At 66.2% G+C, this 19,582-nt stretch carries 18 protein-coding genes; 9 read left to right on the top strand and 9 right to left on the bottom strand.

The window, feature by feature from the left end; genetic code table 11:
• Positions 1–182: 182 nt before the first annotated feature.
• Both AC57BR_RS13660 and AC57BR_RS13655 read right to left on the bottom strand, forming a co-directional pair.
• Positions 183–1,184: a DMT family transporter gene (locus AC57BR_RS13660; protein ID WP_496361422.1), complete on the bottom strand. Its 1,002-nt coding sequence runs from the start codon at positions 1,182–1,184 to the stop codon at positions 183–185.
• Positions 1,181–1,777: a TetR/AcrR family transcriptional regulator gene (locus AC57BR_RS13655; protein ID WP_496361420.1), complete on the bottom strand. Its 597-nt coding sequence runs from the start codon at positions 1,775–1,777 to the stop codon at positions 1,181–1,183. Before AC57BR_RS13655 ends, AC57BR_RS13660 begins: the two co-directional genes overlap by 4 nt.
• Before the next feature lie 300 nt (positions 1,778–2,077).
• Between AC57BR_RS13655 and chvE the strand changes: the two genes are divergently transcribed.
• The 4 genes from chvE (at position 2,078) to AC57BR_RS13635 (ending at position 6,425) form a co-directional block, all read left to right on the top strand.
• Positions 2,078–3,202 carry a multiple monosaccharide ABC transporter substrate-binding protein gene (chvE, locus tag AC57BR_RS13650; protein WP_496361418.1) on the top strand — a complete coding sequence of 375 codons (1,125 nt, stop codon included), beginning with the start codon at positions 2,078–2,080 and terminating at the stop codon, positions 3,200–3,202.
• A gap of 111 nt (positions 3,203–3,313) precedes the next feature.
• On the top strand, positions 3,314–4,843 hold the full coding sequence (gene mmsA / locus AC57BR_RS13645) for a multiple monosaccharide ABC transporter ATP-binding protein (protein ID WP_496361416.1): 1,530 nt from the start codon (positions 3,314–3,316) through the stop codon (positions 4,841–4,843).
• A 6-nt stretch (positions 4,844–4,849) separates the two neighbouring features.
• The gene (mmsB, locus tag AC57BR_RS13640) at positions 4,850–6,181 is read left to right on the top strand and encodes a multiple monosaccharide ABC transporter permease (protein WP_496361414.1); all 1,332 of its coding nucleotides are present in this window, start codon (positions 4,850–4,852) and stop codon (positions 6,179–6,181) included.
• Positions 6,182–6,215: 34 nt separating this feature from the next.
• Positions 6,216–6,425 (top strand): hypothetical protein, encoded by a 210-nt coding sequence (locus tag AC57BR_RS13635; protein ID WP_496361412.1) that lies wholly within the window; start codon positions 6,216–6,218, stop codon positions 6,423–6,425.
• Positions 6,426–6,427: 2 nt separating this feature from the next.
• Here the strand turns inward: AC57BR_RS13635 and AC57BR_RS13630 are convergent, their stop codons facing one another.
• The 6 genes from AC57BR_RS13630 to AC57BR_RS13605 all read right to left on the bottom strand — a co-directional run bounded on the left by AC57BR_RS13630 (position 6,428) and on the right by AC57BR_RS13605 (position 13,298).
• On the bottom strand, positions 6,428–8,143 hold the full coding sequence (locus AC57BR_RS13630; RefSeq protein WP_496361410.1) for a CocE/NonD family hydrolase: 1,716 nt from the start codon (positions 8,141–8,143) through the stop codon (positions 6,428–6,430).
• Positions 8,136–9,104, bottom strand: a complete 969-nt coding sequence (locus AC57BR_RS13625) for an MBL fold metallo-hydrolase (RefSeq protein ID WP_496361408.1) — start codon at positions 9,102–9,104, stop codon at positions 8,136–8,138. Before AC57BR_RS13625 ends, AC57BR_RS13630 begins: the two co-directional genes overlap by 8 nt.
• The gene (locus AC57BR_RS13620) at positions 9,101–10,063 is read right to left on the bottom strand and encodes an alpha/beta hydrolase (RefSeq protein ID WP_496361406.1); all 963 of its coding nucleotides are present in this window, start codon (positions 10,061–10,063) and stop codon (positions 9,101–9,103) included. The genes AC57BR_RS13625 and AC57BR_RS13620 overlap by 4 nt, the downstream gene beginning before the upstream one ends.
• A gap of 5 nt (positions 10,064–10,068) precedes the next feature.
• Entirely contained in the window at positions 10,069–11,211 is a 1,143-nt protein-coding gene (locus tag AC57BR_RS13615; protein WP_496361404.1) for an FAD-dependent oxidoreductase, read from the bottom strand.
• A 72-nt stretch (positions 11,212–11,283) separates the two neighbouring features.
• Entirely contained in the window at positions 11,284–12,237 is a 954-nt protein-coding gene (locus AC57BR_RS13610; RefSeq protein ID WP_496361402.1) for a phosphotriesterase family protein, read from the bottom strand.
• Positions 12,234–13,298, bottom strand: coding sequence for a phosphotriesterase family protein (locus tag AC57BR_RS13605; RefSeq protein ID WP_496361400.1), 1,065 nt, complete (start codon positions 13,296–13,298; stop codon positions 12,234–12,236). Before AC57BR_RS13605 ends, AC57BR_RS13610 begins: the two co-directional genes overlap by 4 nt.
• Positions 13,299–13,511: 213 nt before the next feature.
• On the opposite strand from AC57BR_RS13605, the gene AC57BR_RS13600 reads away from it, so the two are divergent.
• The 5 genes from AC57BR_RS13600 (at position 13,512) to AC57BR_RS13580 (ending at position 18,547) form a co-directional block, all read left to right on the top strand.
• A complete protein-coding gene (locus tag AC57BR_RS13600; protein ID WP_496361398.1) occupies positions 13,512–15,233 on the top strand; it encodes an MFS transporter in 1,722 nt (573 codons plus the stop codon).
• A gap of 59 nt (positions 15,234–15,292) precedes the next feature.
• A complete protein-coding gene (locus tag AC57BR_RS13595) occupies positions 15,293–16,465 on the top strand; it encodes a cytochrome P450 (protein WP_496361396.1) in 1,173 nt (390 codons plus the stop codon).
• The gene (locus tag AC57BR_RS13590) at positions 16,462–16,656 is read left to right on the top strand and encodes a ferredoxin (RefSeq protein WP_496361393.1); all 195 of its coding nucleotides are present in this window, start codon (positions 16,462–16,464) and stop codon (positions 16,654–16,656) included. The genes AC57BR_RS13595 and AC57BR_RS13590 overlap by 4 nt, the downstream gene beginning before the upstream one ends.
• On the top strand, positions 16,653–17,852 hold the full coding sequence (locus AC57BR_RS13585) for an NAD(P)/FAD-dependent oxidoreductase (protein WP_496361391.1): 1,200 nt from the start codon (positions 16,653–16,655) through the stop codon (positions 17,850–17,852). The genes AC57BR_RS13590 and AC57BR_RS13585 overlap by 4 nt, the downstream gene beginning before the upstream one ends.
• Before the next feature lie 80 nt (positions 17,853–17,932).
• A complete protein-coding gene (locus tag AC57BR_RS13580) occupies positions 17,933–18,547 on the top strand; it encodes a TetR/AcrR family transcriptional regulator (protein WP_496361389.1) in 615 nt (204 codons plus the stop codon).
• A gap of 16 nt (positions 18,548–18,563) precedes the next feature.
• On the opposite strand, the gene AC57BR_RS13575 is transcribed toward AC57BR_RS13580, so the two are convergent.
• On the bottom strand, positions 18,564–19,544 hold the full coding sequence (locus AC57BR_RS13575; RefSeq protein WP_496361848.1) for a LacI family DNA-binding transcriptional regulator: 981 nt from the start codon (positions 19,542–19,544) through the stop codon (positions 18,564–18,566).
• Positions 19,545–19,582 lie beyond the last annotated feature (38 nt).

The following is a 19,582-nucleotide window of genomic DNA, read 5'->3' as shown; positions in this document are numbered from 1 at the left end:
CACCAGCAGCAGCTGGTTCAAGTACTAATCGAAAGGAAAGACCATGACTCGGGAAGAAGCTTACGCAAGGTGCCCACCCGACTCGTATGTCGAGTTCTACGGCGGCCGGTGGCTCGTCGTGCCGTTCGCGCCGGTTGAGCAACCACAGTTCTTTGTTTGCTCGCCGGAGAGCGTCGGCGCCTTTAGCGCCGCCCGCGGGCTCGAAATAGCCAGCTTCGAACATTCACGGGCAGCCTGAACTTCCCACGGAACCAGGCATTGGCCTGCCGGGCGGGCCGCCGGGGGACCAGGACGAACAGGCTCGCCAGCACCATGACGACTCCGAGCCATCCGAGGGCGGGCAACCGCTCCCCCACGACGACGACTGCCAACACGGCGGCGACAACGGTTTCCATGAGGGAAAGACCCGTCGCGGTGCTCGCGCGCACGCGCGCCAGCCCCCAGCCGAACAAGACGTAGCCGGCGAACATCGGGACCAGCGCCATGTAGGCGCCCACCGTGAAATTGCCCCAGGACTCAAGCAGCGGCCGGCCCGTCACGGCAAGCACCGGCATCAGGAGCACTCCGCCGAGCCCGAAGACCGCGCCCATGGCGGCCCGGGATGACACTCCCCCGCCGATCAGGCGGTGGGCGGCCCACGAGTACAGCGCGTAGGTAACGCCTGCGACGAGCCCCAGAACGATTCCCGCCGGCACGGCCCAAGGTTCAGCAAGGGCGCCCGGGCGTTCCGCACTGTCGCCCGCAAAACACAGGAGTCCGGCGCCCGCCACGCCGATCAGCGCGCCGAGCATCCAGCGACGGGTCAGCACTTTCTGCTCCGCCAGCCGCTCGATGATGGCCGACGCCAAAGGGGCCGAGCCGATCGAGACCACCGTTCCGAGCGCTACGCCGGAAAGGTGCATGGAGCTGTAGAAGGCAAGGGGGTAGACGGCGACCGCCGCAGCACCCATGGAGACAAGCAGCCATCGCACGCGGAGGCTGCCCCAGTGGTTGGCAATCGGCTGCACCGCGTACAGCGCCTGCAGCACTCCGCCCACGCCCATTGCCACGGCTCCGATAGCCAGCGGACTCACCGACGGCGCTAACGTGGCGACGGTTCCGGTAGTACCCCAAAGCGCCGACGCGCCCACAACAAAAATAGCGCCCAGGAGGGGCCCGTCGAGTCGTCCAAGCACAGCCCTCATAGCTCCTCCAGTAATTGGGCAGCAATCATCCGGGCCTCACGCAGGCAGCGGTCTCCACCTTCAAGGCCGGCCCTCGCCATGGAGCCCTCGAGCAGGAACGCCAAATGCCGGGCCACCCTGCCCGCCGCCTCATCCTGCTGCGGCAACAGGTCCGCCAGGTGCTTGAGCAGGAAGCCTTCAACTTCCTCCTTGTGCTGCCGTACGGCCTGCCGCCCGGGAGCGCCCGCCGGCAGTTCCGCGGCCGCGTTGAGCAGGCCGCACCCCCTGAAACCGTGCTCGTAGGCGAAGTTTGCGTGGTCGATGTAGGCGTCGAACACGGCCAGGACACGATCCTGCGGAGTAACCGCCACCGCGGCCCGCTCCCGGTACAGGGCGAGCCATTCTTCGTGTCGGGCAGCGAGGTAGGCGGCCACCAGGTCCGCCTTGGACGCGAAGTTGTTGTAGAGGCTTTTCTTGGCCACCCCTGCCGCCGCCGTGATGGAGTCGATGCCCGTGGCCACAACGCCGTCGGAGTAGAAGAGCCGCGCCGCCGCCTCAAGGAGGGATTCACGGGCTGGCCGCTTCGTTGCGGGCCGGCCTTCAGGTGAAGTCATGGTTTGTACCTTCGACAGAAAACAGCGAGTAGGTAGACCAGTCTACCTACATTCACTCCGCACGCAAATCTGTGTCTTGCTTCACACCCCAAGCGGGGATAAGATTACCCATGATTGTTAGCGCTAACAGAAATGTTGGCGCGGCCGGGGTCTCCGCTCCGGTGATGACAGCCTCCGGTGCCGCTCCTGCGGAACGGCCTCGGTACGCCGGACATAAGTGGCCGGCCCTGGCGAAAAGTACATACGCTTTCCGCTCAAGCACCGATTCGTGGCCCGACCAGGCCACGGAAGGAGAATAACGTGAGAATCAAGAAACTCCTGGGCGCCGTCGCCGTCGTCCTGGCTGTTACGGTGGGGGCCACCGGCTGCGGCAGCCGTCCCGGCGCCGCCACCAACTCCAGCAGCGCCGACGCTGCCGGTGCCCTGGTGGGAATCTCCATGCCGACGCAGACGTCGGAACGCTGGATCGCGGACGGCAAGAACGTCTCCGAATCCCTGACCAAGCTCGGCTACAAGACGGACCTGCAGTACGCCAACGACGACATCCCCACCCAGGTCTCGCAGATCGAGAACATGCTGACCAAGGGCGCCAAGTCCCTGATCATCGCCGCCATCGACGGCACCACGCTGACGGATGTCCTGGCCAAGGCCAAGGAACAGAACGTTAAGGTCATCGCCTACGACCGGCTGATCAACGGCACCCCGAACGTGGACTACTACACCACCTTCGACAACTATGAAGTGGGGGTCCAGCAGGCCACCTCGCTGCTGACCGGGCTGGGCCTGGTGGACGCCTCCGGCAAGAAGGTCGAGGGCAAGGGCCCGTTCAACGTGGAACTCTTCGCGGGCAGCCCCGACGACAACAACGCCAACTTCTTCTGGACCGGCGCCATGGACACCCTGAAGCCGTACCTGGATGCCGGAACCCTCAAGGTGCCCAGTGGCCAGACCAAGTTTGAGCAGGCGGCCATCCTGCGCTGGCAGGCGGCAACCGCCCAGAAGCGGATGGAAGACATCCTCACCGCCGCGTACGGCTCAGGCAAGAAGCTCGACGGCGTGCTGTCGCCCTATGACGGCCTCTCCATCGGCATCATCTCGGCACTGACCAGCACCGGCGGCTACTCCAAGGGCTCCCTGCCGGTCGTGACCGGCCAGGACGCGGAAAAGGGCTCGGTGAAGTCCATCGTCGCCGGCGAGCAGTACTCCACGATCTTCAAGGACACCCGCAAGCTCGGCGAGCAGGCCGTGAAGATGGTGGACGCAGTCCTGAAGGGCCAGCAGCCCGAGACCAATGACACCGAGACCTATAACAACAAGGTCAAGGTGGTCCCGGCCTTCCTGCTGAAGTCCGTGATCGTCACCAAGGACAATTACAAGCAGGAACTCATCGACTCCGGTTACTACACCGACGCCGACATCAAGTAGCAGTACCCTCTCCTGACAGCACGGCGGGGCGCCTGCAGCCGCGGGCGCCCCGCACCACCCGAACAGATCAGCCCCAACAGTCAGCTCATCGAGATCAGCGGGAATTAACCAATGAACGTACCCATTCTTCAGATGCGCGGGATCACCAAGACCTTCCCCGGCGTCAAGGCCCTCCAGGATGTCACCCTGGATGTGAACCGCGGCGAGGTCCACGCGATCTGCGGCGAAAACGGGGCAGGCAAGTCCACCCTGATGAAGGTGCTCTCCGGCGTGTACGCCCACAACACCTTCGAGGGGGACATCCTCTTCGAGAACGAACCGTGCGACTTCGCGTCCATCAGCGACAGCGAGAAGCGCGGGATCGTGATCATCCACCAGGAGCTTGCCCTGAGCCCGTACCTGTCCATCGCGGAAAACATCTTCCTGGGCAACGAAATGGCTACCCGCGGCTGGGTCGACTGGCGCAAGACCAACCTGGAGGCGGCCAAGCTGCTGGCCCGGGTTGGCCTGGATGAAAACCCGATCACCCCCATCCAGCACATCAGCGTGGGCAAGCAGCAGCTCGTCGAAATCGCCAAGGCGCTGTCCAAGGAGGTGAAGCTGCTGATCCTGGACGAGCCCACCGCGGCCCTGAACGACGAGGACTCGGACCACCTGCTGGACCTGATCCTGCACCTGAAGGGCCAGGGCGTCACCAGCATCATCATCAGCCACAAACTCAACGAAATCCGCAAGGTCGCGGACGCCGTCACCATCATCCGCGACGGCAAGTCCATAGAAACCCTGCGCGTGGACCAGGGCCAGATCACCCAGGAACGCATCATCCGCGGCATGGTGGGCCGGGACCTGGACAGCCTCTACCCCGAGCGGGAACCCCGGATCGGCGAGGAAGTCCTGCGCATCGAGGACTGGACGGTCCAGCACCCGCAGGACCACAGCCGCACCGTGGTGCACAGTGCCAGCCTCAACGTCCGCAAGGGCGAAGTGGTGGGGCTCGCCGGCCTCATGGGAGCCGGCCGCACGGAACTGGCCATGAGTGTCTTCGGCCGCACTTACGGCCGCGCGGTCTCCGGAAGGGTGTTCAAGTACGGCAAGGAAATCAACACCTCCACCGTGCCCGAGGCCATCCGCCACGGCATCGCCTACGCCACCGAGGACCGCAAGCACTACGGGCTGAACCTGATCGAGGACATCAAGCGGAACATCTCCATGGCTGCCCTGCCCAAGATCGCCAAGCGCGGCTGGGTGGACAAGAACAAGGAAACCACGGTGGCCAACAGCTACCGGAAGAGCATGAACATCAAGGCCCCGTCCGTTGCCGCCATCACCGGGAAGCTCTCCGGCGGCAACCAGCAAAAGGTGGTCCTCAGCAAATGGATGTTCTCCGACCCCGACGTGCTGATCCTGGACGAGCCCACCCGGGGCATCGACGTCGGCGCCAAATACGAGATCTACACGATCATTGCCGAGCTGGCCGCCCAGGGCAAAGCCGTCATTGTGATCTCCTCCGAGCTTCCCGAGCTCCTGGGCATCTGCGACCGGATCTATACCCTGTCCGCCGGCCACGTCACCGGTGAAGTCCCGATCGCCGAGGCCTCCCAGGAAACCCTTATGCACTACATGACCCAAGAGAAGGAATAACGAGCCATGTCCGCCCTACGAGAATCCCTCGGCTTCCTGGCAAGCCGCCTCCGCCAGGTCGGCATCTTCGTCGCCCTGATCCTGATCGTCCTGCTGTTCCAGGTCCTCACCGACGGGATCCTGCTGGAACCGCAGAACGTCACCAACCTCGTCGTCCAGAACAGCTACATCCTCATTCTGGCCATCGGCATGGTCATGGTCATCATCGCCGGCCACATCGACCTCTCCGTCGGTTCCATCGCCGGCTTCATCGGCGCCGTCGCCGGTGTCATGATTGTCCACTGGGGCTGGGCCTGGTGGGCGGCGATCCCGGCCTGCCTCCTCGTCGGCGCTTTGGTCGGCGCGTGGCAGGGGTACTGGATCGCCTACGTCGGCATCCCTGCCTTCATCGTCACCCTCGCCGGCATGCTCATCTTCCGCGGCCTGACCCTGATCACCCTGAAGAACCAGCAGATCACCCCGTTCCCGGACGAGCTCCGGGCCCTCGGCGGCGGCTTCCTGCCGGACATCTCGGGCGGCACCTCCGTGCTCGAATGGCTCACGGTGATCCTCGGCGTCGGCGGCACTGCGGCCCTGCTGTTCCAGTCGATCAAGGAACGCCGCGTCCGCCGCAGGTTCAACCTGGAAAACGAACCCATGGCCTGGTTCGCCACGAAGACCGCGTTCATTGCCCTGCTGATGCTCGTCATCACGTTCCTGCTCGCCAGCTACCGCGGCACCCCGATCGTGCTGATCGTCCTTGCGGGCCTGGTCATCGCCTACTCCGCGCTGATGAACAACAGCATCTTCGGCCGGCACACCTACGCCATCGGCGGGAACCTGCACGCCGCGGAGCTCTCCGGCATCAAGACCAAGGCTGTGACCTTCCGGCTCTTCGTGAACATGGGTGTCCTCGCTGCACTGGCCGGTCTCATCTTCACGGCGCGGCTGAACTCCGCCCAGCCTGCCGGTGGCACCGGCTTCGAACTGGACTCCATCGCCGCCGCCTTCATCGGCGGAGCAGCGGTCCAGGGTGGCATCGGAACCGTGGCCGGAGCCATGATCGGCGGCCTCATCATGGGCGTCCTCAACAACGGCATGTCGATCCTCGGCCTCGGTACGGACTACCAGCAGCTCATCAAGGGCCTGGTGCTCCTGATCGCCGTCGGCTTCGACATCTTCAACAAGAACCGTGCCGGCGGCGGGTCCTCCATCACCAAGCGCTTCAAGCTCAGGACCACACCGCCGGCGACCGAAACCAAGGCACCGGCGCAAACCCAGGCACCGGCATCAACTAAGGCAACGGCCGAATCAGCCGCGCCGGTGGCTGCCGGCAGCCGCGACTCCGGCAACGCATAACCCACCGGCCAACAGCAAGCAGAAAGGACACGCCATGACCGCCCTCCTCGATTGCATCGATATCCACGTCACCAGCCGGCACGCCCTGGACGAACACCTCGAGGCCGCCGTGAAGGACCTCCAGGAACTGGCGATGCTCACGGGCACGCACGGCATCCTGGTCACGCGCCACAGGCCGGGAAACTACACGGCCGCGCTTTCCGACCAGGTCCCGTTCGGCATGACGCGCGAAGTGATTCGCTGAAGTTAGCTCGTGGTGTACGGCAGCACCAGCCGGGACGGGTGTGCGGCGTCGCGGTAGATCTTGTGGGTGACGGGCCGGCCCACCGGCAGGTGGAAGGCATCCGGTGGGAGCAGCGAGTTGTGTCCGTCGGCCAGCGGCTCGGCGTTGGACAGCTCCGCCGTCAGCACGTGGCCCGGCTTGAACGCGTTCGCGAAGGGGTAGAGGCGAAGGACGTACTCCTCGATCTGCCCCGGCTCCACGGGCACGGAACGGGTGTGCGGGTGATGCGGGTTGCCTTCACTGGTGCGCTCGTCCAGTTCGCGGTGCGAGGCCTTGAGGTAGCCGCTGGTAATGAGCTGGCGCTTGCCGTTGGGAGCGTAGTCCCACAGACGCAGGATGAAGTTGGTGTCCGGCTGGTCGATCTCGGCAAAGATGTGCGCGGCGCCGGTGCCGATCATCTCGGTGTCCTCCTCGAAGGGGGGCGTGGACCAGCAGATGATTTCCACCTTGTCCGTCACTGTGAGCGGCGCCTGGTAGAAGCCGTCCGGGACGGCGTATTCGGCCCCCATCAGCTCGGGTTCCGGCGAGAGCTTGTGGCGCGGGCGCAGGTACAGCGAGTTGTACGCGACCTCCTTAGGCGGCCACTGGTCCGCGGTCGCCAGCTCTCGGGAGCCCTCCACGAAGACGCTCACGGCCGGCTCGTCCATGACCCCGTTGTCGATGCCCTTGATCCAGTAGTCGTACCACCGGAACATCTTGTCGTGCTCCTCGATGAAGGGCCGCGACTGCATGGGCGGGTAGGGCCCGACGGTCAGCTTCTTGGGGCCCTTCAGCTCATTGAACAGCTCGATGGTCCCGTCCATCGTCCAGCCGCGGCCCTGGTCGATCTGCAGCCAGACCGGTATGTCGATGTTCCGGGCCAGGGTGATGGGATTGCGCTCCTCGTACCAGTCGCCGTCGAGCTCGTTCATCACGATGTCGAACCAGGCCTCGTGGTTCTTGGGGTAGTTCAGGACGTGGACCAGGTTGGGCCACGCGGCGACGTCCGGATCCTGCAGGCGCTTCGCGACGAGCGCCTTCAGCTCCCCGGGGGAGTATCTCTCGATCATGCGGGACTTGACGTTGTCGGTGAAGGCCCACCCGGAGTCGCCGCCGCGGCCCTCGCGGGCAGCCCGCGGCATGAACCACATGACGCCGCCGTGATAGGTCGTTTCGTAGAAGTCGTAATGGCCGCCTGACACGAAAATCGCCTTCAGGTGCGGTGGGCGCTCGGCGGCCGCCAGGACCTGCATGGAGCCGAAGTAGGAGATGCCCACCATGCCGACGTTGCCGTCGCACCAGGGCTGCTCCGCGACCCACTCGATAAAGTCGTACGCGTCCTGGCCCAAGGACACACCGCCGGCGTTGTAGTTGCCGATGTGCTCACCGCCGGAGTGGCCGGAGCCGCGCAGGTCGCCAATGACGTGGACGTAGTCCTCCTTGACGATGCGGGCGATGTCACCGGCTTCGATGCAGCCGTCCCACATCGGGCTGGGGCGCCGCTGCGGCGGGGTGGTGAGTGCCAGCGCCTGCAGTTCCTTGCCGTACGGGCTGAGCGCCACCAGCGCAGGGCGCGGCTTGTCCTCGGCGCCCTGGTAGGCGTCCGCGGCGAGCTCGACGCCGTCGCGCATCGGGACCCGAAGGTCCTTGCGGACGGCAATCTTTTCGCTGCCGGCATTCAGTAACTGAAAGTCATCCATGAGTGCTTATCTCCTCATTTTCGGGCGAATGGTCCGATGCCGTGCGGTAGCCGTGCAGCGTCGTGAAGAACGGGGACGGCTCCAAGGCTGGATCGCCGTCGTAGTTGAGTTCCCCGGCGACCCGGGCGAACGGCGAGTACGGCGAGTCCGTATGCTGCAGTCCGGCTGCAAGGCAGCCGCAGGCTGCCTTCCTGACGCGGGTCTCGATCGCCAGGCTCTGCTGAAGGGCTTCCCGGGCCTGCCCGGCGTCGAGCTCCACGCCGTAGGGTGTGCCGTCCGCACGGCGGTACGGGTGACCCAGGTAGAGGTGCCGCGGGCGGATTTCATCGCGGAGGTGCTGCAGGCTTGAGCGGTAGCCGGCCGGGTCCACAAAGCCGGGGAACCCGTTGGCGGCGCCCTGGACCTGTACGGCGTCGCCGACGAACACGTCGTTTTGTCCGTCAATGACATATGCCACTGAACCGCGGGTGTGGCCCGGGACTGAATGTACCGAGACGGTGACGTCACCGCCGAGGGAGATGCTTTCACCGCCCCGCACCAGCATCGTCGGCTCCATCTCGCCCGAGATGACAGCGTTCGTGGCGGCCGTCAGCTTCGCCTCGCCGTCGGGATCATGCAGATACTGCGCCCGGCCGGAAAGGTATTCGTCCACATGGGCCCGGCGCGAGCGGAGCAGCGGTGCATCGGCCTCGTGGATGACAACCTGCGCGCGCCGCCCGGTGAGTTCCCACAAGGCGTAGGCACCGCCGATGTGGTCGATATGTCCGTGCGTCAGCAGGATCCAGCGGACGTCCTCGATGCGGCGGCCAATCGCTTCCAATGCCGGCAGCATCCCTTCGGCGGGCGAGGACGCGATCCCCGTGTCGACAATTGCGGGCTCCGGGGCGTCGATGAAGAAGCTGTAGAGGCCGAACCGGCCCCACGGGGAGACCACCGGGTGGACAGCGACCGGTTCCGTCATTGTCCGGCCCCGGCATCCAGGGATTCATGGTTCAGGGATTCACTGTTCAGGTATTCACCCGCCTCCTCGAACGCCCGGTAGTACTCGGGGATCCAGGCGAAATTCTGGACGAAGCCGTGGTTGGCCCCCTGGTAGCGGCTGACTGTTGCGTCGCCGCCGGCCTCCGCCAGGCGCCGGCCGTACAGTTCGCCTTCGTCGCGCAGGGGGTCGTGCTCCGCAGTGATGACCAGTGCCGGCGGCAGGCCGGCGAGGTCCGCGCGCTTGATGGGCGACACCAGCGGGTCCGCCGGATCAGCCCCGTTTTCGAGGTAGAAGGCGTTGAAGGGCAACAGGGCCGCCGTCTCCAGCCCGTAGCCGACGGCGTTCTCCCGCAGCGAGGCGTAGCGGTCGACGTCGAAATCCAGGTCGAGGGACGGGTAGAACAGCACCTGATGGGTGATCCGGTCGAACCCGTCGTCGTGGGCAATCGCTGCAACGGCGGCGACGAAGTTGCCGCCTGAGCTGTCACCGGCAATGGCGAGGTTCTTTCCGTCCCAGCCCAGGCTGTTACCTTGCTCGGCGGCCCAGCGGACCACGCCGTAGCAATCGTCGAGGCCGGCCGGGAAGGCGGCTTCGGGGGCCAGCCGGTAGCCCACCGAAATGACCTTGTGCCCGGTTTCCTTGGCCAGGGCCCGCGCGAGTTGGTCATGGGTGTCCAGACTGCCCAGGAAGAACGCACCGCCGTGGAAGTACACCAGCAGGCCGAAGGCGTCTGCGTCGGCCGGAGTGTAGATCCGCACTGGCACCTCGCCCGACGGCGTCGCCGCAACCATGTCCTCGACGGCGTGGAGCGGGAGGCGTTCTTTCAGCGGCGGGACCTGGGCGGCCTCGCCGGCACGCATGGCCTCGGGGGTCAGCGCCGAACCGTCAGGTGCCGGCAGGGTGCTGAGAATCTTGGCGATTTCGGGATGAATGGTCATGGCGGTCAGGCTTTCGCGGCTGCGGCGGGCTGCCGGGACGGTGGATTCTGGCTGGAGGGCTTCTGCCCGGGGAAGACGTCGTTGACTTCTTCCGCGCTCCAGCCCTGGCGGGAAATACGTTGCAGCTCGTCCGTCACCGGTTTGCGCGTTGCTTGGAACAGAGCCAGTGCTTCCCTGACGGAGCCCGCCTGGGCGAGCGCGTCGGCGAGGGCGCCGGCGTCCTCGATGGCAGAGTTCGCACCCTGGCCCTGGTGGTGCAGCATCGAGTGTGCGGCGTCGCCCATCAGCACAACCGAGTCCGTGTGCCAGGTGTCCAAGGGGTCGATGTCGTAGACGGCGCGGATGTTCACCGCGTCCATATCCAGGCCCCGGGCGATCTCAACGATCCGCTCGTCGAAGCCTTCCACCGTGTGCAGCAGCTCTTCCTTCGTGACCGTGGGCGCCCAGGTGCCGTCCGGGTTCAGTGCTGTGATGTCGAAGGACATCTGGTTGCGGTGGCGCAGCGGCAGCAGGTAAACCTTGGTGCCACTGCCCATGTACATCCGCAGGTTGTCATCCACCACCATGCCGTGGGCGTCGCCGGCGGAGATTACCACGCGGTAGGCGTGCTCGCCGGAGAATACCGGGATCTTGTTGCTGAACAGCCGCTCACGCACCACGGACTTGATACCGTCGGCACCGACCACCAGATCGGCGTCGGCGGTCCGCCCGTTGGTGAAGGTGAGGACGGAGCGGCTGCCCTTGTCCTCGATGGTCTCCAGCTTGTGGCCGAGCTGCACCATGCCCTCGGGGAGCACGCCGAGCAGGGCCTCGATGAAGTCGCCGCGGTGGATGAGGTAGGTCTGCTTCTCGTCGCCGGACTCGGGCCAGGTGTCTTTCATGATCGGCTCGCCGGTTGCGGTGAGGATCTCGAAGTAGTCGCTCGGCGAGCTTACCTTGGCGATTGCGTCGAAGATGCCCCACTGGCGGAACCGGGCCATGGTGGCGGGACGGAGGCCGATGCCGGCGCCGACCTCGCGCATCTGGGTGGCCTGTTCGTAGACCGTGACGTCGGCGCCGAGCAGGCTCAGTGCCTTGGCTGCTGCCGCGCCGCCGTAGCCTGCACCGACGATGGCGATTGTGAGGTTCTTGATGTCCGTAGCCTTCATGGATTCATCTCTTTCTTGGCTCTTTCTTGGCCCGGGCCATGCCTGGGGAACGTTTAGTTGTGCTGTCCGGGGTCAGACGCCCAGCGACAGGAAGTCGGCGGGGTTGTCCTCGAGCAGGAGCTTGAGGGTGGCGTTGTCGATGCCGGCAGCGCGCATGTCCGGGATCATGTCCTCGAAGATGTAGTTGATGGTGTGGCCCTTCACGCCGGGCCAGCCCAGGGGGCTGCAGTTTGCGTCGGCCGAGACGAGCAGCTTGTCCGCATAACCCTTGTTCACGAGATTGACGAAGTGCTCCATGCGTTCGGCGCGCCTGCGGCCCCAGAACGGCGGATCCGGCAGCTCAAGGTCGTAGCCAAAAGTGTCGAAGCCGATGCGGCCGCCCTGCTCGTAGATCCAGTCGTGCGGGGTGACCGGGGCGTTGAGTCCGTCGTCGGCGTGGCCGAAGAGCACACGGTCCAGGGACAGGCCCTCTTCGTTGAAGATGTTCACTGCCGGTTCGGGGTCGATGGCCAGGTGGGTGAGGATGGGCGCACCGGTGACGACGGCGGCGCGGGCCGCGGCCCTGTAGATGCGCTTGTCCAGCTCCGTCATGCGTCCGCCACGGCTCACGCCGACCTTGATGACGCCGGCCTTGGCACCCGTGTTGCCGATGCCGACGGTGATCTCGTGGATGAAAACTTTCGCGAGGTAGTCCACGGTCGCGCGGGAGAAATGCGGCAGGGCGGTATCGCCGCCGACGAAGCCCGTGCAGGCGACGATGTGCACGCCGGTTTTGCGGGACAGGGACTTGTAGTAGTCGACGTCGCGGCCGTTGCAGATGCCGGTCGCGTCCACGAAGGTACCGCCGCCGTATTCGCGGAACTTCCGCAGCTTCGGCACGGTTTCCTCGTAGGCCTGCTCCGGCGACTTCCACCATCTGGTGTCCAGCTCGGACCCGGGCATGCCGTAGCCGATGTGTTCGTGGACAGCCACGATTTCCAGTTCTTCGGCCGGGATGGTTCCCAGCACTGTGTTGACCTTGGTCATTGGTTCACCTCAGGGGTTCGAAAGCTTGTTGTGTCTTGGCCGGAACGCACTTGGCGCACGGTCAGCAGCTTGCGCGGGTTGTCCACGAGGATGCGCCGGGCGTCTTCGTCGCTCAGGCCGCGGGCCTTGAGGAATGGAACGAACGTGCTCAGGACGTGGCTGTAGGGCAGGTTGTACTCCGGCAGGCCCTTGGCCACGCCGATCGAGTTGCCCGAAAGGATGATCCTCCCGGTGTGCCCGGCCCGGACGAGGTCGAGCACCAGTCCGGCGCGCTCGGTGTCCGTGAGGTAGTCCGCGTGTTCGTTCAGGCCAACGTGGTCGATGCCGACGAAGGCTCCGCGGCCGGCCACCTCGAGGGCGGAGCCGGCTGCGTCCTTGCGGTCCAGCCCGCCGACGAGCACCCGGTCGGCCCCGATCTGCTCGTCCAGGACGATGTCAAGATCATGCAGGACATCGGCGCCGAAGCGGATGGAGACCGGAACGCCGGTATCCCTGGCGGCACGGGCGGAGCCGCGGAACAGACTCTCTTCGGTCGGCGTCATGCCGGCACGGTCGGCGACCGTGGCAACGATGCCCGCAGCGGCGCGGCGCTCCACCCTCGGAACCACCATTCCTTCGATAACCTCCTTGCCGAAGAGATCGCCGAACTTCTCGGCCGGCCACGGGGTGGGTGGGTTGGTCTGTGGAGTCAGGAAGTATCCGCCGAGTTCTTCCTCGGGGCCCAGGCCCGAGGAGGCGACGATGTGGACACCGGTGGACCTGGACAGTGCCTCGTAAAGCTTGAGGTCGCGGCCGTGGAACATCCCGGTGCTGTCAACGATCGTCTTCCCGCCCTGCTCGCGGAAGTCCGTGAGCTTGGCGGCCAGGGCGTCGAAGATCTCCGCCCGGTCCATGGAGATGTCGGGGGCGTACTGGGCACCTGGCAATACGGACAACAGGGCCTCATGGACTGCAACAACGCCCAGCTCAGACGCAGGTACCGGACCCAGGACCGTATTGACGGTTTGCCCGGCGGCGGCATCAATCGCTTGGCCGGTGCCGGCGGCATTGGGGTGACTCACGTGGGTTCTCCCTAGAGGTTCGGGGTCTGAATGGAGGGGGCGCCGCGGAGAGCCCGGCTGTGCCACGCTCCGTTGCGGTGAAGCCAGCATCACACAAATCTTTACACAACGTCAAGAAAACTTTCGTTTAAGAATTTCCTTGACACTATGTAATGAATCACTACAGACTGATGGGCATACCACCCGGTCATCCGAAACAAAGGAGTTTCATCGATGAGTCAGACCGTCTCTTTGCAGAGCAGCGGCTCTGTACGGGCCACGTTCATAGCCGCCTACAGCGCGGTTACCCTGGCCCAGATCACCAACGCACTGCCCGGTGCCCTCAATGGCACCTTTGCCGTGGAATTCCGTACCTCCGGCGCAGGCCTGACCTGGATCGCAGGCATGTTCATGATGGGCATCGTGGTGTTTGAGCTCAGCTGGGGCCTTCTGGGCGATCTGTTCGGCCGCAAGAAGCTGCTGTACGCCGGCGCTGCGGTCAGCATCGCGGGCTCCGTCCTGGCGGCGCTGGCCACCACCACCGAGATGATGATCGCCGCGCAGGCCGTCGGCGGAATCGGGGCCGGCATCCTCTTCCCCATCTCCCTGTCCATGATCGCGGCCATTACGCCGGACCACCGCGCCCGGGCGAAGGTGATTGCCACCTGGGCCGGGTTCCTGTCACTGGGCGCGGTGATCTCCCCGATGCTGGCAGGACTGACGGCGCAGGCCTTCACCGTCGCGGGTCCCGCGGCAGGCGCGCCCAACGTTTTCAGCGGCTGGCGCGTGGCCTACTACATTGCCGCGGCGGTCGCCGTCGCCGTCCTTATCGTGGCTGTCAGGGCGAAGGACTCAGCAGCGGCGGCGGGCCGAAAACTCGACCTCCCGGGCCAGATCACCCTCGCGCTCGGATTGATCGCCGTCCTGTTCGCCACCGTCCATGCGGTCGACGCCGGTTTCGGCAGCGCCGAGGTCATCGCAAGTTACGTTGTGGGCGCCGTCCTCCTGGTCGCCTTCGTCGTCATCGAAACCCGCACCCCGCAGCCGCTGATCCACCTGTCGCTGTTCAGAAACAGCGCCTATTCGATCACGGGCGTGGTTGCCGTCTCCGGCATGTTCGCCTTCCTCGCTGTCTGCTACAGCACCAGCGTCGCCGTCGGCGGACTCGCCCTCGCCGAAGCCTGGAAGGTCGGTGTGCTGTTCGTCTTCATCCAGGGCCCCGCCTTCGCCTTCATCCCGGTGGTGGGCTGGCTCATCCATCACGTGGCCCCGCGCTGGGTGCTCACCGCGGGCTTCTCGTTCATGGCCTTGTCCGCGTTCTGGCTTTCCACGTTTTCCCTGGGCACGCCCGAGACCTTCGGCGGAACTCCATGGACGGCGTTCATTCCGCCGCTCCTGCTGCTGGGCATCGGATTCGCGCTCACGGTTGGCTCCATTACCGCCGTCGCCATCAACACCGTCCAGCCGCAGCACATCGGCATGGCCTCAGCTACCACCAACCTCCTGCGCGACCTCGGTTTCGCGCTGGGACCCGTCATCGGTTCAGCCATTGCGTTCGGCGTCGGTGCCACGGCCTTCGCCGGTCCCCTCGCCGGGATCCTTGGCGGGGCAGGGCTGCCAGCCGAGGCAGTGGCCGGTCTTTCGCACGTGCCTCCACTGGGCTACCTCGCGGGCTGGGACGGCGTCATCGCGCAGTTCTCCGGCCAGGCAACGGCCAGCGGCGCACCCGCCCAGGCCATCGACGGCATGGTCAAGGCACTCACGTCCGCGCAGCCGCAGATCCAGGGCGCGGCCGGGACGTCCCTCGGCCAGGGTTTCCAGACGGTCTACCTCGCCGCCGGCATCGCAGCAATCCTTTCCGCAGTCCTGACGCTCTTCATCTCCGCCCGCTCCTCGGCACCCACGCACGATGCCGTCGCGGAGACCACTGAAGCCAGCTCCGAGGCCGTCGTCTGAGACTGACAGCCTCCGGCTCCCGATCACCGACCCATCAAACCATCCGCAAGGAGAACACCGTGACTGCACCCACCGAGTCGGACATCGACATCTGGGACGACGCCATTCTCGTCGACCCGTACCCCGCCTACGCGGCACTGCGCGAGCAGGCCGCCGTCGTCCACCTTCCAAAGAACGACGTGTACGTCCTCACTCGCTACGACATCATCCGTGACGTCCTCGGCGACCCGGCGACGTTTTCGTCCACCACCCTCGGCTTCAACCCCATGGTGAATGAGGCGCTGCAGGGCACGTCGCTTGCCTCCGACCCGCCACTGCACACCCAGCTGCGCGCGACGCTGTCGGCCAACCTCACGCCGCGGGCCCTGCGCGGCCTCAAGGTCACCATCGACGAGAAGGCTGACAAGCTGGTCGGCGAACTCGTGGCCGACGGCAGCTTCGAGGCCATCGACTCCCTGGCACGGGCCTTCCCGCTCGAGATTGTCGCCGACCTCATCGGCTTCAACGGGCATGTGAAGGACAACATGCTGCGCTGGGGACAGGCCGCGATGCAGGTCATCGGGCCGATGAACCAACGCACCCAGGAGAGCTTCCCGATCGCCGGTGAGCTGTACGGCTGGTGCTCCTCGGTCAGCGCCGATGACCTCACTCCCGGCTCGATCGGCCGCGGAATCTTCGACGCCGAGACGCGCGGCGACATCCCGGAAGGCTCCGCGGGACACATCATCCACCAGTACCTTGGAGCAGGAGTCGACACGACGATCGCCTCGATCGGGAACATCATGGCGTTGTTCGGCCGCCACCCGGAGCAGCTGCGGCTCGTCCGCGAGAACCCGGAGCTCATCCCCGCAGCTTTCGCCGAGGTGCTGCGCTACTGGACTCCGCTGCATATTTGGGGCCGCACCGCGACCCGCGACGTGGAGATCGACGGCGTCACGGTCCCGGCGGGCGCCCAGCTGGGGATCCTCTTCGGCGCCGGCAACCGCGACCCCCGCCACTACGAAAATCCCGACCGTTTCGACGTCACCCGCAACCCCGTCGACCACCTCTCCTTCGGCTACGGCCCGCACGGCTGCGCCGGCCAGGGCCTCGCGAAGCTTGAAGGCCACGCGGTCATCGAGGCGCTCGCCCGCCGGGTGAAGACGCTGGAGCTCGCCGACGAGGCCCGCGTAGCAGGCAACATCACGCGAAGTCTCGAAAAACTCCAGGTCGTGAAGGTGGAAGCGGCATGAGGATCGAAGTCGACCGGCCCCGCTGCGAGGGCCACGGCCTCTGCGAGGAAGCCGCACCCGCACTCATGCACCTCGACGACGACGGCGAGCTCGTGCTCGACTCCGCCGAGGTGGACGGAGCGGAACTGGGCGCCGCGAACGCGGCGGTGCGGGTGTGCCCCGTCGCCGCGCTCAAACTGGTGGCCACATGATCGCGGGCACCGCGGCCATGCGCCGGATCGTCGTCGTCGGCAACGGCATCGCCGGCCTCACCGCCTGCGACTCGCTGCGCGCTGCCGGTTTCGACGGCGAGCTGACGGTCGTCGGCGCCGAGCGCCACTCCCCCTACAGCCGCCCCGCCCTGTCCAAGGCACTGCTCCACGGTATCGACGGCAACGGCGATGACGAACTGAACGCCCACGAGCTGCCCGAGCCAACCCACGACGCGACTGAGCTGCTCGGTGTCAGCGCCGCAGGTCTCGACGTCGGCGCCAAGGTGGTGAGGCTCGACGGCGGCCATGAGCTGCCGTACGACGGCCTGGTTATCGCCTCGGGTTCGCGGGCCAGGCGGCTCGGTGGCGGGTCCTTTGACGACGGCGTCCATGAGCTGACCCTGCGCACCATCGAGGACGCCATCGCGCTGAAGCATCGCGCCGCGGCGCGCCCGTCCGTCGTCGTGATCGGCGGCGGACCGCTCGGCATGGAAGTGGCGTCGGGCTGCCTGCAGTCCGGTTGCGAGGTGACGCTCGTTTCCGACGGCGCGCCCCTCTCGCGGCAGCTGGGCGGTTATCTGTCCGGAGTGTTCACTGCCGCCGCGCTCGGGCGCGGATTGCGGATCGTCAGCGGTGGGAGAGCCCGCCTCGTCGGCGCCGGGGCGGGGACGCTGGTAGTCCTTGACGACGGCACCGAGCTGGAGGCCGAGCTCGTGGTCACCGCCGTCGGTGACGAGCCGAACACTGAGTGGTTGGCCGGCTCGGGGCTCCTGACCGACGGGGCGCTCCGCGTTGACTCCCGGGGACGGCTGCGCCCGGACGTCGTTGCCGCCGGCGACGTGGCGTTCTTCCCGACCCGCCGCGGGTTGGGGCGGGTGCCCCTGTGGACGAGCGCCATCGAGCAGGCCAGGGTAGCCGCCGCCGGCCTGCTCAAGGGAGACGCGGCACCCGAGTTCGACTTCCAGCCGTACTTCTGGACCGAATGCTTCGGCCTGTCGCTCAAGGCTGCCGGGTTCACGCCCGTGGCCCGAGATCCCGATTACATAGAGCCGGGTGAGGGAGAGTCGTCCGTGCTCCTGCGCTGGGCGGCCGACGGCGGCCCGGCTGGCTCGGACGGGTTGGGGACCGCCGCGGCGATCAATTACCGGATTCCCGTTCCGAAGCTGCGCCGGCTGGCCGGAGCGGGCCTTTCTTGACAGCGTGCCAGCTACTTTGCGGCCGCGCATCCTTTGCTCCCGCCGCGCATGGACGCCTCACGTCACGTTAGGATTGCTTCATGCCATCGCTGCGAGAAGCCCAGAAGCAGCTCACCCGGGACACGATCGTGGAACGGGCGCTCGAGCTCTTCACCGAGAAGGGCTACGCCGCAACGAAAATCGAGGAGATCGCTGCGGCGGCCGGCACAACCCGGGTGACCTTCTACGCGTATTACCCCTCGCGCGCCGACCTGATGAAGGACTTCATGGCGCGGGTCAACGCCGTACTCGAGCGCGCCGACGGCCCGGACAGTGGCTCCACCGCCGTCGAACTGGTTGAAGTTGTCCGTGCGGGCCAGCTGTCCGGCATTCTCGCCTGGCTGGAGTCGCGTGCGGCACTCTGGCCGACATTCCGGCCCTACCTCGACGTACTCGACGAAGCCGCCGTCGTCGACCCCGAGGTGCGGACCCTGGTAGAGGGGTGGCACGAGGAAGTCATCTCGGACATGGTCCGGGGAATGAAGCTGGCCGGGCGCTTCCCGGAGGAGACACACCACATCCGCGGAACCCTCGCCTTCACGCAGCTCGACTACGTTGCCACGCTCTGGACGCGGCGCAAGCTGGAACCCAACCGCGAACACGCCCTCGAAGTGCTCGCCGACAGCTGGTACCACCTGCTCTGCGACGAAGCCTGAGTCAGCTTGGCGGCGCCTATCCAGGAGCGGTCGTGGAGCCCCGCATCACGAGCTTGGGGTTGAGGACCGAGGCCGCTCCCGAAGGGCCGTTGGCCATGTCGGACAGGAGCATCCGGATGCAGCGAGCACCGAGCTCCTTGAAGTCCTGGTTCACCGTGGTCAGCGGTGGGACGAAATAGCCGGCCTCCGGCTGGTCGTCGAAGCCCACCACGCTGATGTCCTCCGGCACGCGCAGGCCGGCCTCGTTGAAGGCGCGCAGTGCCCCCAGGGCCATCTGGTCGTTCGCCGCGAACAGTGCGGTGACGTTCCCGGCTGCCGCCAGTTCGAGGCCGGCGCGGTAGCCGCTTTCGGCGCTCCAGTCGCCCTGGATCAGCACACCCTCCGGCAGCCCGGCCTGCTCAAGCGTGCGCCGCCAGCCGTCAGTGCGGGCCGCGGCGTCAATCCAGTCCCGCGGGCCCGAAACATGGGCGATTGAGGTGTGGCCGAGGTTCACCAGGTGCTGCACGGCAAGGCCTGCGCCAACGCGCTGGTTCACGGCGGCGACCGTCAGGTGTTCGTCCGCCCCGAACCCCACGGCAACCAGCGGGACGGACAGTGCCATGGCATGCAGCGATTTCAGCATCGTCTCGTGCGGAACGATCACCACGATCCCGTCGACGGACTGCAGCAGAAAGTGTTCGAGGGCGTCGCGGATTCCGGAGGGCGTCACTTCGCTGAGGCTGGCCATGCTGACGGCATAGCCCTCGTTCCGGGCTGCCTGCTGGACGCCCAGCAGCATGTTCGCCGGGCCGTAGTGTGCCGTGCCGGCGCCCAGGACTCCGATGGCCTGCGAACGCCTGGTGACCAGGCTGCGGGCCGCGGTGTTACGGCGGTATCCCAGCTCGGCGATGGCGCGTTCCACACGTCTGCGGGTAAGGGCGCTGACGTTGGGATGCGTGTTCAGCACGCGCGAAACGGTCTGGTGGGACACGCCTGCGAGACGCGCCACGTCCTCCATGACGGGAGGACGTGGCGTGGTGTTTGGGCTCACTGCGT

Source organism: Arthrobacter sp. BGA-UO-ETr-C19 (genome assembly GCF_059568005.1).
This window is presented reverse-complemented; position numbering and strand designations above follow the sequence as displayed.

Coding starts and splice junctions, on each gene's coding strand:
- AC57BR_RS13655 (WP_496361420.1), bottom strand. CDS start 1,777: ATGACTTCACCTGAAGGCCGGCCCGCAACGAAGCGGCCAGCCCGTGAA.
- AC57BR_RS13660 (WP_496361422.1), bottom strand. CDS start 1,184: ATGAGGGCTGTGCTTGGACGACTCGACGGGCCCCTCCTGGGCGCTATT.
- AC57BR_RS13635 (WP_496361412.1), top strand. CDS start 6,216: ATGACCGCCCTCCTCGATTGCATCGATATCCACGTCACCAGCCGGCAC.
- AC57BR_RS13600 (WP_496361398.1), top strand. CDS start 13,512: ATGAGTCAGACCGTCTCTTTGCAGAGCAGCGGCTCTGTACGGGCCACG.
- AC57BR_RS13575 (WP_496361848.1), bottom strand. CDS start 19,544: ATGGAGGACGTGGCGCGTCTCGCAGGCGTGTCCCACCAGACCGTTTCG.
- AC57BR_RS13620 (WP_496361406.1), bottom strand. CDS start 10,063: ATGACCATTCATCCCGAAATCGCCAAGATTCTCAGCACCCTGCCGGCA.
- AC57BR_RS13585 (WP_496361391.1), top strand. CDS start 16,653: ATGATCGCGGGCACCGCGGCCATGCGCCGGATCGTCGTCGTCGGCAAC.
- AC57BR_RS13615 (WP_496361404.1), bottom strand. CDS start 11,211: ATGAAGGCTACGGACATCAAGAACCTCACAATCGCCATCGTCGGTGCA.
- AC57BR_RS13580 (WP_496361389.1), top strand. CDS start 17,933: ATGCCATCGCTGCGAGAAGCCCAGAAGCAGCTCACCCGGGACACGATC.
- AC57BR_RS13625 (WP_496361408.1), bottom strand. CDS start 9,104: ATGACGGAACCGGTCGCTGTCCACCCGGTGGTCTCCCCGTGGGGCCGG.
- AC57BR_RS13630 (WP_496361410.1), bottom strand. CDS start 8,143: ATGGATGACTTTCAGTTACTGAATGCCGGCAGCGAAAAGATTGCCGTC.
- mmsB (WP_496361414.1), top strand. CDS start 4,850: ATGTCCGCCCTACGAGAATCCCTCGGCTTCCTGGCAAGCCGCCTCCGC.
- AC57BR_RS13610 (WP_496361402.1), bottom strand. CDS start 12,237: ATGACCAAGGTCAACACAGTGCTGGGAACCATCCCGGCCGAAGAACTG.
- AC57BR_RS13590 (WP_496361393.1), top strand. CDS start 16,462: ATGAGGATCGAAGTCGACCGGCCCCGCTGCGAGGGCCACGGCCTCTGC.
- mmsA (WP_496361416.1), top strand. CDS start 3,314: ATGAACGTACCCATTCTTCAGATGCGCGGGATCACCAAGACCTTCCCC.